The 24390-nt window shown below is 71.4% G+C and carries 17 protein-coding genes, 1 tRNA gene, 1 other RNA gene and 1 pseudogene; 15 read left to right on the top strand and 5 right to left on the bottom strand.

Annotated features, from left to right (window positions below):
* Positions 1 to 46: 46 nt before the first annotated feature.
* From AC0L6Y_RS09950 to AC0L6Y_RS09930, 5 genes are all read left to right on the top strand, one after another.
* Complete coding sequence (locus tag AC0L6Y_RS09950) at positions 47 to 1228, top strand: ROK family transcriptional regulator (protein ID WP_473551679.1); 1182 nt, start codon at positions 47 to 49, stop codon at positions 1226 to 1228.
* Between the two features lie 10 nt (positions 1229 to 1238).
* Positions 1239 to 2516 carry an FAD-binding protein gene (locus AC0L6Y_RS09945; protein WP_473551677.1) on the top strand — a complete coding sequence of 426 codons (1278 nt, stop codon included), beginning with the start codon at positions 1239 to 1241 and terminating at the stop codon, positions 2514 to 2516.
* A gap of 123 nt (positions 2517 to 2639) precedes the next feature.
* Positions 2640 to 4082, top strand: a complete 1443-nt coding sequence (locus AC0L6Y_RS09940; protein ID WP_473551675.1) for a GH1 family beta-glucosidase — start codon at positions 2640 to 2642, stop codon at positions 4080 to 4082.
* A gap of 9 nt (positions 4083 to 4091) precedes the next feature.
* Complete coding sequence (locus tag AC0L6Y_RS09935; protein WP_473551672.1) at positions 4092 to 5363, top strand: multidrug effflux MFS transporter; 1272 nt, start codon at positions 4092 to 4094, stop codon at positions 5361 to 5363.
* A 4-nt stretch (positions 5364 to 5367) separates the two neighbouring features.
* Positions 5368 to 6054, top strand: coding sequence for a phosphatase PAP2 family protein (locus AC0L6Y_RS09930; protein WP_473551669.1), 687 nt, complete (start codon positions 5368 to 5370; stop codon positions 6052 to 6054).
* On the opposite strand, the gene AC0L6Y_RS09925 is transcribed toward AC0L6Y_RS09930, so the two are convergent.
* On the bottom strand, positions 6042 to 7622 hold the full coding sequence (locus AC0L6Y_RS09925; protein WP_473551666.1) for a GH39 family glycosyl hydrolase: 1581 nt from the start codon (positions 7620 to 7622) through the stop codon (positions 6042 to 6044). The two genes, AC0L6Y_RS09930 and AC0L6Y_RS09925, sit on opposite strands and share 13 nt — an antisense overlap.
* A gap of 113 nt (positions 7623 to 7735) precedes the next feature.
* Between AC0L6Y_RS09925 and AC0L6Y_RS09920 the strand changes: the two genes are divergently transcribed.
* From AC0L6Y_RS09920 to AC0L6Y_RS09900, 5 genes are all read left to right on the top strand, one after another.
* Positions 7736 to 9109, top strand: coding sequence for a sulfatase-like hydrolase/transferase (locus AC0L6Y_RS09920; protein WP_473551662.1), 1374 nt, complete (start codon positions 7736 to 7738; stop codon positions 9107 to 9109).
* Between the two features lie 63 nt (positions 9110 to 9172).
* Positions 9173 to 11182: an alpha-amylase family protein gene (locus tag AC0L6Y_RS09915; protein WP_473551658.1), complete on the top strand. Its 2010-nt coding sequence runs from the start codon at positions 9173 to 9175 to the stop codon at positions 11180 to 11182.
* Between the two features lie 8 nt (positions 11183 to 11190).
* On the top strand, positions 11191 to 11901 hold the full coding sequence (locus AC0L6Y_RS09910; RefSeq protein WP_473551656.1) for a FadR/GntR family transcriptional regulator: 711 nt from the start codon (positions 11191 to 11193) through the stop codon (positions 11899 to 11901).
* Positions 11902 to 11950: 49 nt separating this feature from the next.
* Positions 11951 to 13228, top strand: a complete 1278-nt coding sequence (locus AC0L6Y_RS09905; protein ID WP_473551652.1) for a saccharopine dehydrogenase family protein — start codon at positions 11951 to 11953, stop codon at positions 13226 to 13228.
* 29 nt (positions 13229 to 13257) lie between these two features.
* A complete protein-coding gene (locus AC0L6Y_RS09900; protein ID WP_473551650.1) occupies positions 13258 to 14904 on the top strand; it encodes a helicase HerA-like domain-containing protein in 1647 nt (548 codons plus the stop codon).
* A 9-nt stretch (positions 14905 to 14913) separates the two neighbouring features.
* Here the strand turns inward: AC0L6Y_RS09900 and AC0L6Y_RS09895 are convergent, their stop codons facing one another.
* The 3 genes from AC0L6Y_RS09895 to ffs form a co-directional block, all read right to left on the bottom strand.
* Positions 14914 to 15534 carry a hypothetical protein gene (locus AC0L6Y_RS09895; RefSeq protein WP_473551648.1) on the bottom strand — a complete coding sequence of 207 codons (621 nt, stop codon included), beginning with the start codon at positions 15532 to 15534 and terminating at the stop codon, positions 14914 to 14916.
* Between the two features lie 63 nt (positions 15535 to 15597).
* Positions 15598 to 15682 (bottom strand) — tRNA-Ser (locus AC0L6Y_RS09890).
* An RNA gene (gene ffs, locus AC0L6Y_RS09885) (signal recognition particle sRNA small type) lies at positions 15683 to 15779 on the bottom strand.
* Positions 15780 to 15860: 81 nt separating this feature from the next.
* On the opposite strand from ffs, the gene AC0L6Y_RS09880 reads away from it, so the two are divergent.
* The 4 genes from AC0L6Y_RS09880 to AC0L6Y_RS09865 are packed head-to-tail and all read left to right on the top strand — an operon-like array spanning position 15861 to position 20705.
* Positions 15861 to 18209 (top strand): DNA polymerase III subunit gamma and tau, encoded by a 2349-nt coding sequence (locus AC0L6Y_RS09880; protein WP_473551644.1) that lies wholly within the window; start codon positions 15861 to 15863, stop codon positions 18207 to 18209.
* Between the two features lie 2 nt (positions 18210 to 18211).
* Positions 18212 to 18814 (top strand): recombination mediator RecR, encoded by a 603-nt coding sequence (recR, locus tag AC0L6Y_RS09875; protein WP_473551641.1) that lies wholly within the window; start codon positions 18212 to 18214, stop codon positions 18812 to 18814.
* A 38-nt stretch (positions 18815 to 18852) separates the two neighbouring features.
* Complete coding sequence (locus tag AC0L6Y_RS09870) at positions 18853 to 19626, top strand: HAD-IIB family hydrolase (protein ID WP_473551637.1); 774 nt, start codon at positions 18853 to 18855, stop codon at positions 19624 to 19626.
* 11 nt (positions 19627 to 19637) lie between these two features.
* A complete protein-coding gene (locus tag AC0L6Y_RS09865; RefSeq protein WP_473551634.1) occupies positions 19638 to 20705 on the top strand; it encodes an aspartate-semialdehyde dehydrogenase in 1068 nt (355 codons plus the stop codon).
* Between the two features lie 37 nt (positions 20706 to 20742).
* Here AC0L6Y_RS09865 and AC0L6Y_RS09860 read toward each other — a convergent pair whose 3' ends face one another.
* Positions 20743 to 22710, bottom strand: a complete 1968-nt coding sequence (locus AC0L6Y_RS09860; protein ID WP_473551632.1) for an acyltransferase family protein — start codon at positions 22708 to 22710, stop codon at positions 20743 to 20745.
* 120 nt (positions 22711 to 22830) lie between these two features.
* Here AC0L6Y_RS09860 and AC0L6Y_RS09855 point away from each other — a divergent pair.
* Positions 22831 to 24322, top strand: a pseudogene (locus AC0L6Y_RS09855) (malate:quinone oxidoreductase).
* Positions 24323 to 24390 lie beyond the last annotated feature (68 nt).

Raw genomic sequence — 24390 nt, 5'->3', positions numbered from 1 at the left:
GAGAAGAGCGCGCGGTCACGAACCTCGGCGCGGATATGGTGAACGGATGGTCAGCGTGAAGGACGGAACGGACGGGGTCCGCCGCCGCAATCTCGCGGCCGTGCTGGCGCGCGTCCACCGCGGCGGTCCCGTCTCGCGCGCGACCCTGACCGCTGAGATCGGCCTGAACCGCTCCACCATCGGCGCGCTGGTCGGCGAGCTGGAGAGCCTGGGTCTCGTCGAAGAGGGCGATGCCCCGGCTCCCCGCCGCGTCGGCCGCCCCTCGCCGGTCGTGCGCCCGCATTCGCGTCCGGCCGTGGTGGCCGTGAACCCGGAGCTCGACGCCGTCACCGTCGCGATCGTCGGGCTCGGCGCCCGCGTCGAGCACCGCGTGCGGCGCGAGGTCGACCACCCGGTCACCGCGCTCGAGACCGTCGAGATCGTGGCGGAGGCGGTCGACGCGTATCGCGCCGCGGCCGCCGTTGAACCCCGCCTGCTCGGCGTCGGCCTCGCCGTGCCGGGCCTGGTGCGCGCGAGCGACGGCGTGGTGCGCTGGGCCCCGCACCTGGGCTGGCGGGACGAGCCGATTGCCGAGCTCGTCGCCGCACGGCTGGGCCTCCCGACCGTTGTCGACAACGATGCGAGCCTCGGCGCGCTCGCCGAGCGCATCTTCGGCGCCGGCCGCGGCGTCGAGGAGCTGGTCTATCTGAACGGCGGCGCGAGCGGCATCGGCGGCGGCGTCATCGTGCGCGGCCAGCTGCTCGGCGGCGCGAACGGCTACGCGGGGGAGTTCGGGCAGAATCGCCCGGGTCTCACGGACGCCGCCGACCGCGTGACCGAGCACGGCACGCTCGAAGACGAGGTGAGCCGCGCCCGGCTGCTCGCGACGCTCGGGCTCACGAGCGCCGACGAGCCGCAGCTGGAACGGGCGCTGCTCGCCGCCGACGACCCGACGGTCGCCGCCGAGGTCGCCCGGCAGCAGCGCGTGCTGGCGGTTGCGCTCGGCAACGCGATCAACGTCGTCAACCCGGAGCGGGTGGTGCTCGGCGGATTCCTGGCGAGCCTGCTGGCCTGCGACCCGGTCGAGCTGGAGCGCACCGTCGCCGCGACCACGGTGCCGGCCGCGTTCGAGGGGGTGCGCATCCAGCCGGCCGCGCTCGGCGAGGATCGGCTCCTGATCGGGGCCGCCGAACTGGCCTGGCAGCCGATCCTGACCGACCCGGCGTCGGCAGGCTCTCCCTCGGCGTAGGCTCCGTCAGATGAACGCCCCGTCGCCGCTGCAGACCTGGTCCGGCACCCACCGATTCACCGCTCCGCGCCTCGTCGAGGCGCGCTCGATCGACGAGGTTCAGGCGGCCGTGCGCGCGCTCGGCACGGTGCGCGCGCTCGGCACCCGGCACTCGATCCACGACCTCGCCGACACGACCGGAACACTGGTGACGGTGCTCGACGTCGACCCCGATCCGGTGCTCGACGAGACGGCCCGCGAGGTGACGGTCGGCGCCGGGACGCGGTACGGCGTGCTGGCGGGATGGCTCGAGCGGCACGGCTGGGCGCTGCACAATCTGGGCTCGCTGCCGCACATCTCGATCGGCGGCGCGATCGCGACCGGAACCCACGGCTCCGGCAACGGCAACGGCGTGCTCGCGACGGCGGTGCGCGGGATCGAATACGTGGATGCCTCGGGCGAGCTCCGCTCGGTGCGGCGCGGCGCCCCCGACTTCGATGCCCTTGTGGTCTCGCTCGGCGCCGTCGGCATCACGGTGCGGGTGACGCTCGCGGTCGAGCCGAGCTACCGGGTGCGTCAGGACGTGTTCGTCGGCCTCAGCTGGAACTCCCTGCTGGCCGAGCTGGAGGCGGTGACCGGAGCCGGCTACAGCGTGAGCGTGTTCTCGAACTGGCTCGGCGAGGGCGCCGGCGACATCTGGCTGAAGTCCCGCATCGAGGGCGCGGGCGACGGTGACGGCGAGGTGCCGGAGCGCCTGTTCGACGCCTCCCGCGCCGGCGGGGTCACCCCGATCTTCGAGACGGGGGAGAACCTGACCACGCAGGGCGGGGTTCCGGGGCCGTGGCTGGAGCGACTGCCGCACTTCCGCCTCGACGCGACGCCGAGCAACGGCGATGAGATCCAGACCGAGTACTTCGTCGACCGCGCCACCGGTGCCCCGGCGCTCGCCGCGGTGCGCGAACTGCGCGACGACATCGCGCCGCTGCTGCTGGCCACTGAGCTGCGCACCGCGAAGGCGGATTCGCTGTGGCTCTCGGGCGCGTTCGAGCGCGACGTGCTGGCGATTCACTTCACCTGGAAGAACGAGCCCGAGCCGGTGCGCGCCCTGCTGCCGCGCATCGAGGCAGCGCTCGCCCCGTTCGACGCGCGCCCGCACTGGGGCAAATGGCACGCCGTCGACGCCGAGCGGATCGCCGCGGTGACGCCAAAGCTCGCCGAGGCGCGGGCGGTGTTCGAGCGGCTCGACCCGGAGGGCCGGTTCTCGAACGCGCACCTGGAGCGACTCGGGGTGCGCGCGCCGCGCGCGTAGCGCCGCACAGGAACCCGCCACACGGCGACCTCACCGAACGCCCTCGTGCGCCAGGATGGAGACACGGCTCGCGGGCATGGCCGCCCCGAGCTCCACCACCACTGCAGGAAAGGCCGTGCCCTCATGGCGTCCACCGGTTCCCCCGACTACCGCGACGGCGGACTCGCGTTCGCCCCCGACTTCGTGTTCGGCTCCGCGACGGCGAGCTACCAGATCGAGGGCGCCGCCCACGAGGACGGCCGCGGCCCGAGCATCTGGGACACCTTCAGCCACACCCCCGGCAAGACCTGGAACGGCGACACCGGCGACGTGGCCGACGACCACTATCACCGCCTCGACGCCGACCTCGACCTGATGAAAGAGCTGGGGCTGGAGGCCTACCGCTTCTCGATCGCCTGGCCGCGCATCCAGCCGACCGGCTCGGGCTCGTTCAACCGGAAGGGCGTCGAGTTCTACTCGCGGCTCGTCGACGGGCTGCTGGCCCGCGGCATCCGTCCGGTGGCGACGCTGTACCACTGGGATCTGCCGCAGCCGCTCGAGGATGCAGGCGGCTGGCCGAACCGTGACACCGCGTACCGCTTCGAGGAGTACGCCGCGCGCACGGTGGAGGCGCTCGGGGACCGCGTGCACACCTGGACGACGTTCAACGAGCCGTGGTGCTCGGCCTACCTCGGCTACGGCTCGGGCGCCCACGCGCCGGGCCGCACCAACGGGGCCGACGCGCTCGCCGCGGTGCACCACCTGAACCTGGCGCACGGCCTCGCCGTGCCGGAGATCCGGCGGGCGGCGACGAACGACCCCGAACTGTCGATCACCCTCAATTTCCATGTCATCCGCGGTGATGACGAGACCAGTCCGGAGGCGATCCGCCGCATTGATGCGCTCGCCAACCGCGCGTTCACGAGCCCGCTGCTGCGCGGCCGCTACGACGACGACCTGCTCGCCGACACCGCCGAGGTGACCGACTGGTCGTTCGTGCGCGACGGCGACTTGGCGCAGATCAACCAGCCGATCGACGTGCTCGGCGTGAACTACTACTCGACCGTGACGGTGAAGATGTGGGACGGCGTGTCCCCTCGCACGAACAACGACGGTCACAAGGACATGGGCGGATCCGCGTGGCCGGGCAGCCGCAACGTCGAGTTCCTGAAGCAGGCGGGCCCGTACACCGACATGGGCTGGAACATCGCCCCCGACGGGCTGGAGGAGCTGCTCGTGCACCTGCACGAGGAGTTCCCGGATCAGCCGCTGATGGTCACCGAGAACGGCGCCGCGTTCCCCGACCGCGTGGTCGAGACCGAGCACGGAACGCGGGTTCCGGATGCCGACCGCATCGACTACCTGAACCGCCACTTCACGGCGGCGCACCGCGCGATCGCGCGCGGGGTGGACCTGCGCGGCTACTTCGTCTGGTCGCTGCTCGACAACTTCGAGTGGGGCTACGGCTACTCGAAGCGCTTCGGCATCGTGCGCGTGGACTACGAGACGCAGGAGCGGATTCCGAAGGACTCCGCCCGCTGGTTCGCCGAGGTCATCCGCGAGCACCGCACCCCCGACCTGGGCTAGCGTCGCTTCGTGAGTTCTGAGATCAGCGTCGAGGCGCACCCGCCGACCAAGCCGATCATCCTCCACCCCGGTGACTCGCTCACCAAGCGTCAGCGTCTCGTCTACGTGCTGGTGCTGGGGGCCCTGGTCGCGCTCGGTCCGTTCACGATCGACCTCTACCTGCCCGCGTTCCCGGCGATCGCCACGGTGTTCGACGCGAGCGATGCGGCGATCCAGCTGACGCTGACCGCGACCACGGTCGGGTTCGGCCTGGGGCAGCTGTTCGTCGGCCCGTGGAGCGACAAGGTGGGGCGCCGCACGCCGCTGCTCGTGGCGACGACGCTGCACATCGCCGCGAGCCTCGGCGTCGCGCTCGCCCCCGACCTGGGCCTGATCGGCTTCTTCCGCGTGCTGCAGGGCATCGGCGCCGCGGGCGGCAGCGTGGTGGCGATGGCGATGGTGCGCGACCTGTTCGGCGGGCATCCGCTCGTGCGGATGCTGGCCCGGCTCGCCCTGGTGACGGGCCTCGCGCCGATCCTGGCCCCGGTGATCGGCTCGCAGCTGCTGCAGGTGATGGAGTGGCGCGGCATCTTCTGGGTGCTGATGGGCTACGGCGTCGTGGTGCTGGCGCTCGCCTGGTTCTTCATCATCGAGACGCTGCCGCCGGCGCGCCGCCGCGACGTCGGCCACAGCACGGCGCGCGACCGCTACCGGGCGCTGTTCACCGACCGCGTGTTCGTCGGCGTCGCGATCGTCGGCGCGATGAACTTCTCGTCGCTGTTCGCCTACCTGGCGGCATCGTCGTTCCTGTTCCAGGACGTGTACGGGATGGATGCGCAGCAGTTCGGCCTGCTGTTCGGCGTCAACTCGCTCGGTCTGGCGGTGTGCTCGCAGATCTCGTCGCGCGTGATGCGCCGGGTGGGTCCGCAGTGGGTGATCGCGGTGACACTCACCGGGATGTTCCTCGCGGCGGCAACGATCGCCGTGTTCGCGCTGCTGGGCGGCGGGCTGTGGACGGTGCTCATCCCGCTGTTCGTGCTCATCTCGCTCACCGGGGCGACGTTCCCGGCGATCCAGGTGACGGCACTGGCCCACCACGGCAAGGAGGCGGGCACGGCGGCGTCGCTGCTGGGGGCGGTCAACTTCGGCCTCGCCGGTCTGATCTCGCCGATCGTCGGCTGGCTGGGGATCGGCTCGGCGCTGCCGATGGCGAGCGTGCAGCTGGCCACGCTGGGGATCGCGATCCTGGTGCTGTGGATCGTGGTGCGTCCGCGCACGGTGCCGTCGATCGCGGGAACATAGGGGGATGACCTCCCCGCGTCGCCGCCGCATCTCGCGCCGCGGCGCGACCCTGCTCGCGAGCGCCGCGGCGGTGCTGACGATCGTGGCGGTCGGCGGCCTGTTCGCGCTGCGTCTGGTGGAGGGCCCCAGCGCGCTCGATCTGGCCTGGGTCGATGAGCTGCGCGAGAACCCGGGCCCGTGGTTCGAGCTGCCGGCGCGGCTGCTCGACTTCCTGGGCGGCGGCTGGGCCGGGGTGCTGGTGATTCCGCTGGCCCTCGCGATCGCGTTCCTCGTCGAGCGCCGTCCGGTTGCGGCCCTCACCTTCGTGACGGCGTCGGCGGCGAGCGCCCTCGTGGTGCAGGCGGTCAAGCTGCTGGCCGATCGCGATCGCCCGCTGGAGGCGCTGCTGCAGCTGGAGTCGGCGTCATTCCCTTCGGGGCATGTCGCGAACGCGGCCACGATGGCGGTGCTGCTCACGCTGCTGGTGCGGCGCTGGAGCGTGGGGATCGCCGGGGCGATCTGGGTGCTAGCGATGGCGTTCGCGCGCACCTACCTCGGCGTGCACTGGCTCACCGACACGCTCGCCGGGGCGGTCGTCGGCGCCGGGGTCGCGGTGTTCGTGTGGGCGCTGTGGGCCCCGAGGCTCGGAGCGCGAGGAACGACGCCGCCGCTGAGGCGCGACCCGGCTCGGGCGGTCGCTCAGTCCAGCTGAGAGATCAGCGCCACGCCCCACGCGGGCAGGGTCAGCTCCGCCTCGAGTCCGGCCTCGCCGGCGACGAGCTCGGCGACGTCGAGCGCCTCGGCGGCGGCCCGAATGGCCGCGACGTCCTCGCGGCTCGGGTTCACGGGCGAGCCGAGCGCATCCCAGGCGGCGATCGCGTTGCCGGCCTGCGGTGACAGGGTCTCGACGCGGAAGCGCGTACCGGCCGGCACCCCGGCGACGTGCACCCGCACGGTGCGCTCGCGGCCGGTCGCGAGCGTGCGGTCGGCGTGCTCGCGGGTGTCGATGGAGGCGGGAACGGTGAGGGTGACCTCGGCGGGGTAGTGGTAGACGATGCCGGTGACGCGTCCGGTGACGCCGTCGCGGGTCAGCGCCCCGACGTCGGTGCGCGCGAGCAGCTCGTCGCCGAGCTCGGTGAGGAACCGGTAGCCGTGATAGGTCGGCTTCGGGATGCCGTGCGCGGTGAGCATGCCGAATCCGCCGTGGAAGGGCAGCTGCCCGCCGCCGGCCTCCTCGAAGATGTCGGTGAACGTCCAGTACGACATCGAGTCGACGAGTCCGATGCTGTCGAGGTTGGCTTTGACGATGAAGGTCGCCGCCTGCGGGTAGTCGTGGGTGCGGTCGCGCGAGCTCGAGGATGAGGACCACTCGGTGAGGTGGATCTCGGCCTCGGGGAACGCGCTGGCGTTGACGAGGTCGCGCAGCACGCGCAGGTCGCGAGCGGTGGCGTTGACGCCGCGGGTCAGGCGCGAGCCGTTGCCGTGCTCGTCGAAGGCCCAGTCGGTCGGGTAGGGGTGGCTGGAGACGAAGTCGACGGGCAGCTTCTCGCGTGCGGCGATCTCGAGGAACTCCTTCACCCAGACCGGCTGCCAGTCGAGCGCGTCGAGGTCCTCGGCCGCGAGCGTGTCCGCCTGCGCGGAGGTGTCCTCCTTCTCCCCGTCGAAGCGGGTGTCGGGCACGAAGTTGCTGGTGGCGGGCCCGCCGACGCGCAACTCCGCATCCACCGCCTTCACCGCGCGCGCGGCACGGCGGTACATGTCGATGTACTGCGACTTGGTGCCGGTGAAGAACGGGCGCAGGTTGGGTTCGTTCCACACCTCGAAGTACCAGGTGCGGATCTCGTCGATGCCGTAGCGGTCGCGCCAGTGCTCGACGGTGCGGGCGATCAGCTGCTCCCACTTGTCGCTGTCGGTGGGAGGCGAGCCGTGGGCGCCCCACCAGAACGCGGTCTCGGTGTCGGTGGCGAGCTCGCGCGGCATGAACCCGAACTCGACGAAGGGGCGGATGCCGGTGTCCAGCAGCGCGTCGAACAGCACGTCGACGTACTGGAACGACGGTTCGACCTCGCCGGCAGCGTTCTCGCGGTAGACGAACATGTCGTCGTGGAACAGCCCGTGGAAGCGGACGTACCGGAAGCCGTGCGTCTCGACGACGTCGCGGAGGTGGTGCTGCCAGTCGGCGCGGAGGCCCTCGTTGGCGCGGCCGGCGCCGACGACGAGGTTCCAGTGGTGGGCGAAGCTGTCGCCCGCACGCCGCGCATCTGCGCTGAGTTCGCTCATCGTGTCGCTCCTCTTCGAGTCCAAAACATCCTATGGCGCCAAGGTGGAAAACGCATTCCTTTTCACTTCAAGGGGTTTTGTGCTCTAGGACATCCCATGTCTACGATGTGAGCATGGCCCCCGCTTCCGCGGCGCAGCGACGCGCGCGCCCCCATGTCGTCCTGATCTTCATGGACGACATGACCCACTGGTCGCTGCGCAGCGCCCAGGTGGCGACGCCGAACCTGGACCGTCTGCGCGCCCGGGGGGCCACGTTCACGCAGGCGGTCAACCAGGGCTCGCTGCAGCAGGCGGTGTGCGTTCCCGCGCGACGGATGCTCCTGACCGGACTGACCCTGTTCGAGTGCGAGCCCCGTTTCATGGAGGTCACCCGCCTCGGCGCGGCCCTCACCGAGGCGGGCTACGACACCTTCTTCACCGGCAAATGGCACAACGAGACCGAGGCGCTCGACGCCGACTACGAGACCGTCGGCCCCTGGGCGGGCGGCATGCTCGGCTCGCTGTCGGATGAGGACGACGCCTACCGCCGGCCGCGCGACAACGATCGCTGGAACCCGGCCGACGAGACCCGCGGCGGGCACTGGATGACCCTGCCCGACGGCAGCGTCCAGCACTCCTCGGAGCGCTGGACCGACGCGGCCGTTGGCTTCCTGCAGCGGCGCAGCGACGACCGACCCCGCTTCCTGCACGTGGCCTACCACGCCCCGCACGACCCGAAGCAGGCCCCGCAGGAGTTCCTCGACCGCTACCCGCAGGAGTCGATCGCCGTTCCGCCGAACGCGCTGCCCGAGCATCCCTTCGACAACGGCTCGCTGGGCATCCGCGACGAGCTGCTCGCCCCGCATCCGCGCACCGAGGACGCGGTGCGGCTGCACCGGCGCGAGTACTTCGCGATGATCACCCACGTCGACGAGCAGATCGGCCGGCTGCTCGCCGAGGTCGAGCGACTCGAGGCCGACACAGGGCGTGAGGCGCTCGTCGTGTTCTCGGGCGACCACGGGCTGGCGCTCGGCGAGCACGGCCTGTGGGGCAAGCAGAGCCTCTACGAGCACAGCATTCGCGTGCCGCTCGTGATCGCGGGGGCGGGCGTGCCCGCCGGGGCGGTGCGCGACCAGCCGGTGTACTCCGGCAGCATCTACGCCACGATCTGCGCGTGGGCCGGAGTGCCCGCGCCGGAGCATCTGCAGTTCCCGTCGCTCGCGACCGCGATCACCGACGACGCTCCGGTCGAATCCGAGATCTTCACCGCCTACCAGGCGGAGCAGCGCTCCCTGCGCCGCGGCGCGTGGAAGCTGATCTGCTACTCCGCGCCCGGTCACGACCAGCTCTTCAACCTCGAGGCCGACCCCTGGGAGCTCGACAACCTGATCGACCGGCCCGAGCTGGCCGAGCGGGTGGCGGAGCTGCGCGCCGCCCTGCGGCACGCCGAAGCCGAGCTCGGCGACCCCACACCGCTCGGCGCGGCCCCCGGCCCCGCCGCCCCTTGACGCACAGACATCCCATTTTTAGGCTCGATCTGCTCCGCTGAGGGGCAAGTGAGGAACAACACCATGGGTCACGACCCGTCCCCGATGACCGCCCCCGACGCCGCGTACGTCGCGCGGCGCTCCGTCCACCTCGACTTCCACACCTCGCCGCTGATCACGCCGATCGCCGACAGCTTCGATCGCGCCGAGTTCGCCGACCGCTTCGTGCGCCTCGGGGTGGACTCGGTCACCCTGTTCGCGAAGTGCCACCACGGGCAGCTGTACTACCAGACCGATCGCGACGAGGTGCACCCCGGGCTCGGCGGACGAGACCTGCTGCGGGAGCAGCTGGAGGCGCTGCGCGAGGTCGGGATCCGCAGCCCCATCTACCTGAGCATCCTGTTCGACGAGTACGCGGCGGCGACGCACCCGGAGTGGATCGCGCAGGACGACGCCGGCCAGCCGATCCGCGTCGACTCGCACGGGGTTCCCGGCTGGCGCGTCATGGACATGACGAGCCCGTACCGCGAGTTCCTGGCCGAGCAGACCACCGACGTGCTCGAGCACTTCCCCGACGCCGACGGGTTCTTCTTCGACATCTGCTTCGACCAGCCCGGGTTCAGCGACACCTTCCAGGCCGCCGCGCGGGCCAGCGGATTCGACCCCGAGACCGAGGCGGGACGGCGCGAGACCGCGCGGGCGGTGTCGCACGACTACATGGCGCGGTTCCGCGACATGGTCGACGGGGGTACGCGCGACGGCTACCGGCGCAGCGTCTTCTTCAACTCGCGCCCGCGACTGCGGCTCGCCGAAGAGCTCGAGTTCAGCACCCACGACGAGATCGAGGCCCTGCCGACCGGCGGCTGGGGCTACGCCTACGCGCCGTACGTCGCGCGCAACGTGCTGCCGCTGCAGCCGCGCGCGCTGGGCATGACCGGCCGCTTCTTCGGCAGCTGGGGCGACAGCGCGAGCCTGCACCCGGCCCCCGCGCTGGACTACGAGGCGCTGCAGATGGTGAGCATGGGGCTCGGCATCTGCATCGGCGACTCGCTGCCCGCCTCGGGACGCTCGCACGACGCCGTCACCGGGCTGCTCGAGTCGACCTTCTCCCGCGTCGAGGCGGTGCAGCAGGTCACCGCCGGTGCGAGCCGGGTCGCCGAGGTCGCGGTGATCCGTCGTCCGATCGCCTCGGATGCGAGCGTCATCCACGCCGACGCCCCCGGCCCGGGTGAACTGGGTGCGCTGCGTCTGCTGACCGAGCTCGGTCTCGCTTTCGACTTCCTGTCGCCCGACTCCGACTTCAGCGCCTACCGCGCGGTCGTCTTCCTCGACGGCGTCGAGGTGGATGACGAGGTCGGCGCCAGGGTCTCGGCGTTCCTCGCGGCCGGCGGCTCGGTGTTCTTCTCCGGGCTTCCCGAGGGGGCGGCCGCGGCGACGATCCTCGGCGTCGAGGCGACCGGCGACCCGGCGCTCGAGCGCGAGTTCGTCCGCCCGGTGCCCGAGGCGACCGGGCTGCCCGACTTCGATTTCGTCGTGCCGGGCGGCATCCGCCGGGTGCGCGCTGGCGACGGCTCGCGGGTCTACGCGACCGTCACCGAGCCGTTCTTCGACCGCACGCCGGAGCGCTTCAGCGGCCACGAGTACACGCCCGCGGGCGTGGCGACCGACTTCCCCGCGCTCGTGGTGCGCGACCGCGTCGCGGTGGCCGCCTTCGGGCTGATGGAGGCCTACGGCGACACCGGGGTGCCGCAGCTGGGCGCGCTCGCCGCGGCCGCGCTGCGCGAGGTGTTCCCCGAGCCGGCCGCGCGGGTGAGCGGCCCGAGCCACCTTGAGGTGGCGCTCGAGCGCACCGAGCAGCAGACCTTCGTGCACCTGCTGAGCTACCTGCCCTCGCGGCGGTCGCTGTCGGAGGTCGAGACGGTGAGCGATCCGTTCCCCGTCGAGGGGGCCGAGGTCGCCGTGCGCTGCGAGCAGCCGCCGCGCCGTGTATCGCGTCCTCTTGAGGGTGTCGAGGTGCCGTTCACCCACGAGGACGGATACGTTCGGTTCACGGTGTCATTCGCCTCGGGGCACACCCTCATCACCGTCGAATAGAGAGTCCCATGTCGCAGACCAACAACGCGATCGCCGCGATCAAGCAGATGCTGGAGACCGGTGAGCTGAAGCCGGGCGACCGGCTTCCTCCGGAGCGCGAGCTCGGCGAGGCGCTCGGGATCTCGCGCAACTCGCTGCGCGAGGCCGTGAAGTCGCTCGAGGCGATTCGCGTGCTCGATGTCCGTCGCGGCGACGGAACCTACGTCACGAGCCTCGACCCCAGCGTGCTGCTGGAGGGCATCTCGTTCGTCGTCGACATCCACGACGATGCGACGCTGCTGGAGATGTTCGGGGTGCGCCGCATCCTGGAGGCGGCGGCGGCGAGTGCGGCGGCCGCGCGGCGCAGCCCCGAGCTGGTCGCCCGCCTCGAGTCGATCGCCGAGATCGCTGCCGAGGACTCCACCGTGGATGCCCTCGTGCAGCACGACATCGACTTCCACCGCGAGCTGGCCACAGCCGCCGACAACCGCTACCTGTCGGGGATCCTCGACACCCTCTCCAGCAGCACCGTGCGGGCACGCGTGTGGCGCGGGCTGAGCGAGCTGGGGGCGGTGGAGCGCACGCTCACCGAGCACGCCAACATCCTCGCCGCGGTGCGCGCGGGTGACCCGGAGCTGGCGGCGGCGCTGATGACCGCGCACGTCGCGGGGGTGGAGCTGTGGCTCAAGGGTGCCGCGGGGGCCGCGGATGAGGACGATACGGAGCCGGCCGGCATCTGAGCCCGGTCCGCTCTTCCCGCGGTGCGGCCCCGCGCGATAGCGTCAGCGCATGAGGATCCTGCTGGTCGGCGCGGGCGGTGTCGGCGATGCGATCGCCAAGATCGCCGCGCGACGTGACTTCTTCGAGCTGCTCGTGGTCAGCGACTACGACCGGAGCCGCGCCGAGCGCACCGTCGCCTGGATCGCCGAGAAGCACGGCGCCGACGTCGCCGCGCGCTTCGCGGCGGCCCACGTCGACGCGTCGAGCCCCGACTCGGTCGCCGACCTGGCGCGGGAGCACGGCGCGACGCACGTGATGAACGCGGTGGAGCCGAAGTTCGTGCCGACCATCTTCGCGGGGGCGCTCGCCGCGGGCGCCGGCTATCTGGACATGGCGATGAGCCTGTCGGAGCCGCATCCGGAGGAGCCGTACGCGCTCACCCACGTGAAGCTCGGCGACGACCAGTTCGCGCAGTCGCCCGACTGGGAGAAGGCCGGACAGCTGGCCCTGGTTGGCATGGGCGTCGAGCCGGGGCTGAGCGACGTGTTCGCCCGCTATGCGAGCGACGAGCTGTTCGACGAGATCGACGAGCTGGGCACGCGCGACGGCGCCAACCTGGTGGTGCGCGACGAGGCGGGCAACGAGATCTTCGCCCCCAGCTTCTCGATCTGGACGACGATCGAGGAGTGCCTGAACCCGCCGGTGGTGTGGGAGAAGGAGGCCGGCTGGTACACGACGGCGCCGTTCAGCGAGCCGGAGGTGTTCGAGTTCCCGGAGGGCATCGGCCCGGTCGAGTGCGTGAATGTCGAGCACGAAGAGGTGCTGCTGATGCCGCGCTGGCTCGACGCGAAGCGCGTCACCTTCAAGTACGGGCTCGGCGACGAGTTCATCGGCGTGCTGAAGACGCTGAACCTGCTCGGGCTCGACAAGACCACGCCGCTGCGGGTGCGCAGCGCCGACGGCCCGGTGGAGGTCGCCCCGCGCGACGTCGTGGCGGCGGCGCTTCCGGACCCGGCGAGTATCGGACCGCGGATGACCGGCAAGACCTGCGCTGGCGTCTACGTCACCGGCACCGGCAAGGACGGCGCCCCGCGCGCCGTGTACCTGTACCACGTGAGCGACAACGAGTGGACGATGGCCGAGTACGAGGCACAGTGCGTCGTCTGGCAGACCGCGCTGAACCCGGTGATCGCGCTCGAACTGCTCGCCGGCGGCGTGTGGTCAGGGGTCGGTGTGCTCGGCCCGGAGGCCTTCCCGGCGGCCCCGTTCCTCGAGCTGATGGCGAAGCCGGAGGCCGAGGGCGGCTACGGCCAGGCGTGGGGCCTGGAGGAGCGCACCCCGGTCTGAGTTCGCCGCGCGCGGCTAGGCTGACCGCCATGAACGCTCCGAAGAACGTCGGGCCGCTCGACGCCGCCGCGGTCGAGACCATTCGCGCCGGGTACGCCTTCGAGGCGCCCGCGCTGGAGATGGGCGCCCTCGTCAACGGGGAGGCGCTCGCGGAGGTGCCGGTGCGCATCCCGATCGCGATGACGAACCGTCACGGCCTCGTCGCGGGGGCGACGGGAACCGGAAAGACGAAGACGCTGCAGGTGCTCGCCGAGCAGCTGTCGGCGGCCGGCGTGCCGGTCTTCGCCGCCGACATCAAGGGCGACCTGTCGGGCATCGCGAGCGAGGGCACCTCGAGCGAGAAGCTGCTGGAGCGCACCGAGAGCATCGGGCAGGCCTGGCAGCCGGCGGCCAGCCCGACCGAGTTCTTCTCCCTCGGCGGGCTCGGCTCGGGGGTGCCGATCCGGGCGAGCATCGACAGCTTCGGACCGCTGCTGCTGAGCAAGGTGCTGGGCCTGAACAGCACGCAGGAATCGAGCCTTGGCCTCGTCTTCCACTACGCCAAGAAGGCCGAGCTGCCGCTCGTCGACCTCGCCGACCTGCGCGCCGTGGTGAGCCACCTGGTCAGCGCCGAGGGCAAGGCCGAGCTGGCCGAGCTTGGCGGACTGTCGAAGGCGACCGCGGGCGTGATCCTGCGCGAGCTGATCATGTTCGCCGATCAGGGCGCCGACGTGTTCTTCGGCCAGCCGCAGATCGACGTGGCGGAGTTCATGCGCACCAACCCCGACGGGCGCGGCATCGTCAGCCTGCTCGAGGTGCCGAGCGTGCACGACAAGCCGGCCCTGTTCTCGACGTTCCTGATGTGGCTGCTCGCCGAGCTGTACTCGACCCTGCCCGAGGTGGGCGACCTGCCGCAGCCGAAGCTGGTGTTCTTCTTCGACGAGGCGCACCTGCTGTTCAAGGACGCCTCCAAGGACTTCCTCGACCAGGTCACGCGCGTGGTGCGCCTGATCCGCTCGAAGGGCGTCGGCATCTTCTTCGTCACGCAGACCCCGAAGGACGTGCCCTCGGATGTGCTCGCCCAGCTGGGCAGTCGCGTCCAGCACCAGCTGCGGGCGCACACGCCCGACGACGCGAAGGCGCTGCGGGCGACGGTCTCGACCTACCCGAACTCGGGCTACGAGCTCGACGAGGTGCTCACGAACCTCGCCACCGGCGAGGCGATCGTGACGGTGATGAACGAGAAGGGCGCGCCCTCGCCGGTCGCGTGGACGCGGCTGCGCGCGCCGCAGGGCTCGATGAGCCCCACCGACCCCGCGGTGATCGCCGCGGCGGTCGACGCCTCGCCGCTCACCGCGAAGTACGGGGTCGCGATCGACCCGAGCTCGGCGCGGGAGAAGCTGACGACGAAGGCGGCCGAGGCGGAGCAGGCGCGCGCCGAGGCGGCGGAGGCGACGGCCACGGCGGCCGCGCTGGAGCGTCAGCTCGTCGCCGAGCAGAAGGCCGTCGAGAAGCGCATGAAGGAAGCGCAGCGCGAGGCGGAGAAGCGCGCCAAGGCGGCCGAGCGCGCCGAGGCGAAGCGGGCGCGCGAGCAGGCGGCGCGGGACGAGCGCCGGCTGAAGCAGACCGTCAACGCGGGCGTCAAGGTCGCGCGCGTGCTGGTCAACACGATCTTCGGCTCGACGCGCAAGCGCTGAGCGGGCGCGCTAGATTCCGGGGATTGAGAAGCCGAGCACGCTCGTCACGAGCGCGATCACGCCGGCCAGCGCGATGAGGCCCGCGGCCGCCGCGGCGGCCTTCAGCCCCGGCCGGTTCTCGAACCAGTAGACGCTGCCGGGGTACTCCTCGAAGAACTCGGTCATGCTGAGCGGGCCGGCGACGCGCGTCACCGAGACCGGCAGCGCGGCGACCAGCGCTTCGAGGTCGTGGTCGTGCCAGAAGTTGCCGCGCATCCGGAAGAGGGTGTGCCCGTCCATGTCGCGGGCGATCAGCTGGGTGACGGTGTCGGGCGACGGCCCGACGTGCGTCTCGACCAGCAGCACGTCTTCAATGTCGTCGAGCTCGACGCGGATCGTCGGCGAGAAGATGCCGTTGCCGGTCAGCTCGGTGTCGGTGACGACCGCCCGCACCTGAAGCTGGCGCAGCAGCACGCCGGCGCCGAGGGCGAGCACGATCGCCTGCACCACGCACACCGGCACGATCGCGTCGCGCGTGCTGGCGAACCAGTAGAGCACCCCGAAGATCGGCAGCATCGCGGCGAGGAACGACAGCACGGCCGTCACCATCAGCGAGCGACGGGGGCGGATCGTGACGCGGTGGCTCGACACACGCCCCCCTTCGAGCGGCACAGGTGATGTGGTGCGGAGTTCGTGGTGGTGGTAGTTCAACAGCGGAGGATGGGGGATTCGAACCCCCGAGGGCTTTCACCCAACACGCTTTCCAAGCGTGCGCCATAGGCCACTAGGCGAATCCTCCTGGCAGGACTCCCCGCGCACCCGCCAGAGCCCGGTTACCCTTGCTGCGTTTCCGCCCTGGGGGAGTTGGCCTGGTTGGCGCCACGCGGGGAGCCGCGGCAATACTATCCCACCCGCCTGTCGGAGGCGGAACCGCACTCAGCCCGCCCGGTCGCGGTGGTGCCGACTACGCTGGGCGAGTGGTTACCGCCCTGTATCGCCGCTACCGGCCCGAGACCTTTGCCGAGCTCATCGGTCAGTCGCAGGTGACCGATCCGCTGCGGACGGCGCTGCGCACCGATCGGGTGAATCACGCCTACCTGTTCAGCGGTCCGCGCGGCTGCGGCAAGACGACCAGCGCACGCATCCTGGCCCGCTGCCTGAACTGCGCCGAAGGGCCGACCGACACCCCGTGCGGCGTGTGCCCCTCGTGCGTGGAGCTCAGCCGCGACGGCTCCGGCTCGCTCGACGTCGTCGAGATCGACGCCGCCTCGCACAACGGCGTGGATGACGCCCGCGACCTGCGCGAGCGCGCCGCCTTCGCCCCCGCGCGCGACCGTTTCAAGATCTTCATCCTCGACGAGGCGCACATGGTGACGCCGCAGGGCTTCAACGCGCTGCTGAAGATCGTCGAAGAGCCGCCCGAGCACGTGAAGTTCATCTTCGCCACCACCGAGCCCGACAAGGTGATCGGCACGATTCGCAGCCGCACCCACCACTACCCGTTCCGGCTCGTGCCGCCCGCGCAGATGCTCGACTACGTGCAGCAGCTGAGCGGGACCGAGGGCGTCGAGGTCGAGGCGGGCGTGCTGCCGCTCGTCGTGCGCGCCGGCGGCGGGTCGGTGCGCGACACGCTGTCGCTGCTCGATCAGCTGATCGCCGGCTCCGAGGGCGACCGGGTCGACTACGAGCGCGCGGTCGCGCTGCTCGGCTACACGCACGCCGCCCTGCTCGACGAGGTGGTGGAGGCGATCGGCGACCGCGACGCCCCGGCGCTGTTCGCGGCGATCGACCGGGTCATCCAGACCGGGCAGGATCCGCGCCGCTTCGTGGACGACCTGCTGGAGCGCCTGCGCGACCTGATCGTCGTGGCCGCCACCGGTGAGGGCGCCGCGGCTGTGCTGCGCGGCATCCCCGCCGACGAGGTGGAGCGGATGCGCGTGCAGGCCACCGCCTTCGGCACCGCCGAGCTGTCGCGCGCCGCCGATCTGGTGAACGCGGCCCTCAGCGAGATGTCGGGCGCGACCTCGCCCCGCCTGCACCTGGAGCTGCTCGCCGCCCGGCTGCTGGTTCCCGCGATGGACGACGCCGAGCGCGGCGCGCTCGCCCGCGTCGAGCGCCTCGAGCGCCGCATCGGCATCGAGGGCGCCGCGCCGGCGCCAGCTGCTGCTCCTGCTGCCGCGCCCGCCGCATCCGCTCCCACTCCCGCTCGCGCTGCCGCTCCCGCGCCTGCCGCCGCGCCCGCTGCCGCTCCCGCCGCATCCGCTCCTGCTGCCGCGCCCGCCGCTCCCGCGGAGCGTGCCGCTTCTCCGGAGGCTTCGCCGGCCGCTCCTGCGGTTCCGGGGGCATCCGCTGCCGCGGAGCCGAGAACTCCGGAGAAGCGACCCACTGAGTCGCCTGCCGCCGCCGCGAAGCCGGCGCCCGTCGGCCCGGTCACGTTCCAGCAGATCAAGGACGCCTGGCCCGAGATCCTCGAGGCGGTCAAGAAGGCGAAGCGCAACTCGTGGCTCGTGGTGTTCGCCGCGACCCCGCGCGCGTACGCCGACGAGGTGCTGACGCTCTCGTTCCGCAGCGACAACGACGTGAACGACTTCCGCCCGAAGCAGAAGCCGGGCGACAACGTCAGCGACCACCTGCGCGTCGCGATCGAGCAGGTGCTCGGCGTGCGCGTCAAGTTCCTGCCGCGCGTCGAGGCGACCGCCCCGGCCGCCGCGCAGCGCAGCGCTTCTCCGGAGAATTCGCCGGCCGCCCCTGGAAACACGGCGGATGCGGCCCGCACCGCGCCGAAACCTCCGGAGAAACGTCCCAGTCGGCAGGCGGCGGCACCGAGCGCCGAGCCGGTGCCCGAGCCCGACGACGTCCCCGACCCGGAAGCGGAACCGCCGCGCCCCGACGACGCCGACGGCTGGAACGTCGTCTCGATCCCCGGCGCCGCCCCCGCCGCCCCGACCCCCAGCGGCCCGAGCACCCCCGCCAGCGGGTTGAGTAGCCGCGCCAGCGGCGTATCGAAACCCGACCCCGCCGCCCCGAGCGGGTTGAGCAGCCGCGCCAGCGGCGTATCGAAACCCGACGCCGCCAAGCCCGCGGCGGAGCCCACCGCTTCGCAGCCCGCCAAGCCCGCCGACACCCCCGCCCACCCCTCCGCTCGCGCGGCCGCCCCGCGCGAGCGCTACGGCGAGGCGGTCGTGCGCGAGCTGCTCGGCGCGAACTTCATCGGCGAGCACTCGCTGGCGCCCGCCCCGGCCTCCGCGTCGGCAGAGGGCGGTGCCCCGACTGCTGCCCCGAGTGCCGCCCCGGGCGCCGCCCCCGCTGACCCGGCCGGGAGCTAGCCATGTACGAAGGAATCATCCAGGACCTGATCGATGAGCTCGGTCGCCTGCCCGGCATCGGCCCGAAGTCGGCGCAGCGCATCGCGTTCCACATCGTGCAGACCGAGAGCTTCGACACGCAGCGGCTGGCGCAGATCCTCACCGACATCCGGGAGAAGATCCGCTTCTGCTCGATCTGCGGCAACGTCTCCGAGCTCGACACCTGCGCGGTCTGCCGCGATCCGCGCCGCAGCCCCGCCTCGATCTGCGTGGTCGAGGAGGCGAAGGATGTGGTGGCGATCGAGCGCACCCGCGAGTTCCGCGGGCTGTACCACGTGCTCGGCGGCGCGATCAGCCCGATCGACGGCATCGGCCCCGACGACCTGCGCATCGCGCAGCTGCTGTCGCGCCTGGCCGACGGCACCGTCACCGAGGTGATCATCGCGACCGACCCGAACCTGGAGGGGGAGGCCACCGCGACCTACCTCAGCCGCCTGCTGCAGGCGCAGCCGGGGCTGCGCGTCTCGCGTCTGGCCTCGGGTCTGCCGGTCGGCGGCGACCTGGAGTATGCCGACGAGGTGACGCTCGGGCGTGCCTTCGAGGGCCGCCGCTTCGTCCAGAACTGAGACCGGCGCGAAACACCGGCGTGCAAGAATCTGATCCCGTGACCACAGCCACTCCCGCCACCGCGCGCCTCGTCGCCTTCGACCTGGACGACACGCTCGCCGCGTCGAAGTCCCCGCTCGACCCGCGCATGGCGACGCTCATCGTCGAGCTGCTCGGCGCGGTCGAGGTGTGCGTGATCTCGGGCGGCAACTTCGCCCAGTTCGAGCTGCAGCTGGTCGACAACCTGCCGCTGGATCACCCGGATGCCCTGGCCCGCCTGCACCTGATGCCCACCTGCGGCACCCAGTACTTCCTGTTCCAGAAGGGCGGCTGGGTCGCCCAGTACGCCGAGAACCTGAGCGACGAGCAGAAGGCCGCAGCGCTCGCCGCCGTGGAGCAGGAGGCGAAGCGTCTCGGCTTCTGGGAGAGCGAGACCTGGGGCCCGATCCTGGAGGACCGCGGTTCGCAGATCACGTTTTCGGCGCTCGGTCAGGCCGCGCCGGTCGACGCCAAGAAGGCGTGGGATCCGTCCGGCGAGAAGAAGAACGCGCTGCGCGCGGCCGTGCAGGAGCGGCTGCCCGAGCTGGAGGTGCGCTCGGGCGGGTCGACGAGCGTCGACATCACGCGCCGCGGCATCGACAAGGCCTACGGCATGGCGAAGCTCGCCGAGCTGACCGGCATTCCGCTCGACGACATGCTGTTCGTCGGCGACCGCCTCGACCCGGATGGCAACGACTATCCGGTGAAGGCGATGGGCGTCGAATGCGTCGCCGTGGAGGGCTGGGAGGACACCGCGGCCTTCATCGAGAAGTTCCTCGCCGCGCGCCCGTAGAATCGTCCGTTATGAGCACTTCCGCAGGAGTCCACCTCGGCGTTGTCGGCGCCACCGGTCAGGTCGGCGCCGTCGTGCGTCGCCTTCTCGCCGAGCGCGACTTTCCGATCGCCAGCATCCGTTTCTTCGCCAGCGCCCGCAGCGCCGGCACCACGATCGACTTCCGCGGGGAGCCGATCACCGTTGAGGATGCGTCGGTCGCCGACCCGAGCGGCCTCGACATCGCGATCTTCAGCGCCGGCGCCACGATGAGCCGGGTGCAGGCGCCGCGGTTCGCGGAGGCGGGCGTGCTCGTCATCGACAACTCGAGCGCCTGGCGCATGGACCCGGAGGTTCCGCTCGTGGTGAGCGAGGTGAACCCGCACGCCATGGATCAGGCCGTGAAGGGCATCGTCGCGAACCCGAACTGCACCACCATGGCCGCGATGCCGGTGATGAAGGTCCTGGATGCCGAGGCGGGCCTGGAGCGCCTGACCGTCAGCACGTACCAGGCGGTCAGCGGCGCGGGACTGGCCGGCGGCGAGGAGCTGCTGGAGCAGGCGACCGCCGCGGTCGCGCAAGACGCGATCGGCCTGGTGCACGACGGCGGCGCCGTGGAGCTGCCGGAGCCGAACAAGTTCCCCAAGAACATCGCGTTCAACGTGGTGCCGCTCGCCGGCAGCATCGTCAACGACGGCCTCAACGAGACCGACGAAGAGAAGAAGCTGCGCAACGAGAGCCGCAAGATCCTCGAGCTGCCGGAGCTGCGGGTCAGCGGCACCTGCGTGCGCGTGCCCGTGTTCACCGGTCACTCGCTGTCGATCAACGCCGAGTTCGCCCGCCCGCTCAGCCCCGAGCGCGCCCGTGAGCTGCTCGACGGCGCCCCGGGCGTCCAGCTGATGGATGTGCCGACCCCGCTCGACGCGGCCGGTGCCGACCCGAGCCTGGTGGGCCGCATCCGCACCGACGAGGGAGCCCCGGAGGGCCGCGGGCTTGCGCTGTTCATCTCGAACGACAACCTGCGCAAGGGCGCCGCGCTGAACGCGGTGCAGCTGGCCGAGCTGGCGGCCGCGAAGGTGATGGCGGCCCAGCCCGCCTAGACGGCAGTCCGGACGCATCTCGCGTCTGGCTGAGGGCCTACGGCTCGGCGAAGATCCGTTCGCGGAGCACGTCCGTCATCTCGAGGGCGAACGTCGCGCTGATGTGGTGGGCGTCGCGGAACACGAGCGTGTTGCCCTGGATCACGGGGCAGATCGTGTCGTCGCAGAAGTAGTCGACGAAGTCGATCCAGACGTCTCCGAGGTCGGCCTCCGCGTCGCGGGTCGTGAGATCCACCGCCTCGGCGCGCACCAAGTCGCACGGCGCCGTGTCGGTGAGGTTCGACGACAGGCAGATCGCGGGGGTCGAGGTGGTGTGCGGGGTGTCCGCGATGATGACGGTTCTCGAGCTGCTCGGCAGCGCGTCGAGGAAGGCGGACACCGCCTCCCGCCACTCCGACTCCGGGTCGTCGGCTGCGCTCATGTACTGATCGCCGTAGCTCGAGATGATCACGATGTCCGGGGGCGAGTCATTGAGTCGGGCGATGACAGCGTCACGCCAGATGTCGCAGTTCTCGTAGTCGGGGAGCGTGAACTGCGCCGCCGGGCAGTCGCTCTTCGTGTTCGAGTCGAGCCGAAGCGTGCCCTCTTCGGCAAGTTCCGCGAGCGCCGGGTACCACTGCGCCGCGTGCGAGTCGCCGAAGAGCACGACCAGCGGGGCGTCCGTCTCGGTTCCGACGAGGCACCCCGAGGGGTCGATGTTGCTGCGCTTGCGGTGACAGCCGTTCTGGTAGATCGCCGGGTTGTCGGCCTTGGCGTTCTCGAGATCCGGGGTCAGGTTGGCGGGGACGAAGGCGGTGCCCACCACCTGGGTGCCGACCGGGGTGGCGTCGACCGATCTCGCCGTTGCGGGGGGTTCCGGCGTCGCCACCTGTGCCCCGGCGAGTCCCACGCCGGCCACGACGGCCGAGGCGATGAGCGCCGCCGTGAGGGTCCGGCGTGGCCGTGCCGAGGCGAAGAAGCGGGCGCTGCGGCCGGGGGTCTCGATGAACCGGTAGCTGAGCCAGGCGAGCGGCACCGCGAGCGCGCCCAGGGCGAGCGTGGCCCGCAGCGGCAGCGGCTGCTCGAGCCCGACGCCGGCTTGCGGGATGACGAGCAGCGGCCAGTGCACCAGGTAGAGCGAGTACGAGATCGCGCCGAAGAACAGGGCGGGCCGGACCGACAGCAGCCGTGCGGGCCCGACGCCGTGATCTCCGAAGCCGGAGGCGATCACGAGCGCGGTGCCGAGGACCGGGATCGCGGCGAGCCAGCCCGGGAACAGCGACTCGGAGGTCAGCACGAGGCTCGCGCCGAGGATGCCCGCCAGCCCGAGCCACCCCGCGGCGCCGACCAGCTTCGACTGAAGCCACTCCGGTCGCCGCACGGTGACGAGGGCCAGCAGGGCGCCGACCCCGAGCTCCCACGCGCGCGTCGGCAGCAGGAAGAAGGCGAGCGGCTGCGACACGGGCGTGGCCATGACCGACAGCGCGAACGAGGCGGCGACCGCGAGGGCGGTGACGATCGTGAGCCCTCGCAGCGACTTCCGGGTGAGGGCGAGCGCGACGACGAGGAACAGCGGCCACAGCAGATAGAACTGCTCCTCGATGCCGAGCGACCAGAAGTGCTGGAACACCGACGGGGCGGTCTCAGCAAGGTAGTCGGTTCCGCGAACGGCGAACACCACGTTGGGCAGGTACAGCGCGGTGGCGACCGCATCCGTGAAGGTCGACTCGAGCTGGAGCGGCGGAACCCAGATCGCCGCCGCGATCAGCGACAGCGCGAGCACCGCGAACGAGGCCGGCAGGATGCGGCGGGCGCGCCGCGCGTAGAAGGCGGCGAAGCCGAGCCGGCCGGTGCGCGCGATCTCCGACCAGATGTGGGAGGTGATCAGGAATCCGGAGATGACGAAGAAGACGTCGACGCCCACGTAGCCGCCGCTGAGCACCTGGACGCCACTGTGATACAGCACGACGAGCAGGACGGCGAGCGCACGAAGGCCCTGAATGTCGCCGCGGAACTGCGAACTCACGAGTCTGGCTGGGTCCTTCCGAGGCCGCGGCGCGGGCGTTGTCGTGGGTGTTAAGGTCTCTGGATCTTAATACGGAACGGCGGCCGCCCCCGACGGCGGCGTGGGGCCCCGGGTTCTAGGATGGATGTCGTGCCTGAACCCGTTGACGTTGCCCTCATCGGTGGCGGCATCATGAGCGCGACGCTCGGTGCCCTCATCTCGGAACTCGAACCCGACTGGTCGATCACGATTCTGGAGGGACTCGGCGATGTCGCGCTCGAGAGCTCGAACGCGTGGAACAACGCCGGCACGGGCCACGCGGCCCTGTGCGAGCTGAACTACTCGCCCGAGCGCCCCGACGGCACGGTCGATGTGAGCAAGGCGATCGACATCAACGAGCAGTTCCAGGTATCGCGCCAGTTCTGGAGCTTCCTGGTCGAGCAGGGTGTCATCCCGGAGCCGGAGCGCTTCATCAACTCGGTGCCGCACCTCAGCTTCGTCTGGGGTGAGGACAACGTCGCCTACCTGCGCAAGCGCTTCGAGGCGCTGAAAGATCACCCGCTCTTCGCCGGGCTGGAGTACACCGAGGATGCGCGCACGATCCGCGAGTGGGCCCCGCTGCTGATCCCGGGCCGCGCCAAGTCGCAGCCGATCGCGGCGACGCGCATCACGTCCGGCACCGACGTCGACTTCGGCGCCCTCACCCACGATCTGATCGATCACCTGGGGGCGCGCGGCGCCGACCTGCGACTCAGCCACCGCGTGACGGGGCTGAAGAAGAAGGGCGACGTCTGGCGCATCCGGGGCCGCCGCGAGGTGGGCCTGACGGCGTTCGAGCTGAACGCCCGGTTCGTGTTCGTCGGCGCGGGCGGCGGCGCGCTGACGCTGCTGCGAGCGCTCGGGCATCCGCGAGATCCGGGGCTACGGCGGCTTCCCGATCAGCGGCCAGTTCCTGCGCACCGACGAGCCGAGCGTGGTGGAGCGACACCACGGCAAGGTCTACGGCAAGGCCTCGGTGGGGGCCCCGCCGATGTCGGTGCCGCACCTCGACACCCGTGTGGTCAACGGCAGCAAGAGCCTCCTGTTCGGTCCGTACGCGGGATTCACCCCCAAGTTCCTGAAGACCGGCACCTGGTGGGATCTGTTCGGCTCGATCCGCTGGCACAACCTCGGCACGATGGTCGGCGCGGGGCTGCGCAACCTCGACCTCGTCAAGTACCTGGTGGGGGAGCTGCTCGCCTCGCGGGCGGCGAAGCACCGCGTGCTGCAGGAGTTCGCCCCGACCGCGAAGCGCGGCGACTGGCGCCTGATCACGGCCGGCCAGCGCGTGCAGATCATGAAGCGGGATGCGAACGGCACCCCGGTCATCCAGCTCGGCACCGAGGTGGTGGCGGCCGGCGACGGCTCGATCGCCGGTCTGCTGGGCGCATCGCCCGGCGCCTCGACGGCGGTGCCGATCATGCTGGGGCTGCTGGAGCGCTGCTTCCCGGAGCGCTTCGAGGGCTGGCGTCCGGGTCTTCAGTCGATGATCCCGAGCCTCGGCTCGAAGCTGTCGGACGACGAGAAGGCGGCGGCGCGCACGCTGACGTCGACCGCGGCGAAGCTCGAGCTGACAGCGGCCGCGCCGCACTAGCTCACCGCGACGCCGCACCGCCGGTTTCAGTCACGGCGGCGCGGGCGTCTAGAATTGTGCGTCTGCAC

It is taken from the genome of Pseudolysinimonas sp. 10J20-29, from assembly GCF_055809595.1.
This window is presented reverse-complemented; position numbering and strand designations above follow the sequence as displayed.

Bases quoted from the DNA above. Each gene is read 5' to 3' on its own strand.
- AC0L6Y_RS09915 (WP_473551658.1), top strand. From the start codon at position 9,173: ATGGGTCACGACCCGTCCCCGATGACCGCCCCCGACGCCGCGTACGTC.
- AC0L6Y_RS09865 (WP_473551634.1), top strand. From the start codon at position 19,638: ATGAGCACTTCCGCAGGAGTCCACCTCGGCGTTGTCGGCGCCACCGGT.
- AC0L6Y_RS09905 (WP_473551652.1), top strand. From the start codon at position 11,951: ATGAGGATCCTGCTGGTCGGCGCGGGCGGTGTCGGCGATGCGATCGCC.
- AC0L6Y_RS09940 (WP_473551675.1), top strand. From the start codon at position 2,640: ATGGCGTCCACCGGTTCCCCCGACTACCGCGACGGCGGACTCGCGTTC.
- recR (WP_473551641.1), top strand. From the start codon at position 18,212: ATGTACGAAGGAATCATCCAGGACCTGATCGATGAGCTCGGTCGCCTG.
- AC0L6Y_RS09925 (WP_473551666.1), bottom strand. From the start codon at position 7,622: ATGAGCGAACTCAGCGCAGATGCGCGGCGTGCGGGCGACAGCTTCGCC.
- AC0L6Y_RS09920 (WP_473551662.1), top strand. From the start codon at position 7,736: ATGGCCCCCGCTTCCGCGGCGCAGCGACGCGCGCGCCCCCATGTCGTC.
- AC0L6Y_RS09945 (WP_473551677.1), top strand. From the start codon at position 1,239: ATGAACGCCCCGTCGCCGCTGCAGACCTGGTCCGGCACCCACCGATTC.
- AC0L6Y_RS09930 (WP_473551669.1), top strand. From the start codon at position 5,368: ATGACCTCCCCGCGTCGCCGCCGCATCTCGCGCCGCGGCGCGACCCTG.
- AC0L6Y_RS09950 (WP_473551679.1), top strand. From the start codon at position 47: ATGGTCAGCGTGAAGGACGGAACGGACGGGGTCCGCCGCCGCAATCTC.
- AC0L6Y_RS09910 (WP_473551656.1), top strand. From the start codon at position 11,191: ATGTCGCAGACCAACAACGCGATCGCCGCGATCAAGCAGATGCTGGAG.
- AC0L6Y_RS09900 (WP_473551650.1), top strand. From the start codon at position 13,258: ATGAACGCTCCGAAGAACGTCGGGCCGCTCGACGCCGCCGCGGTCGAG.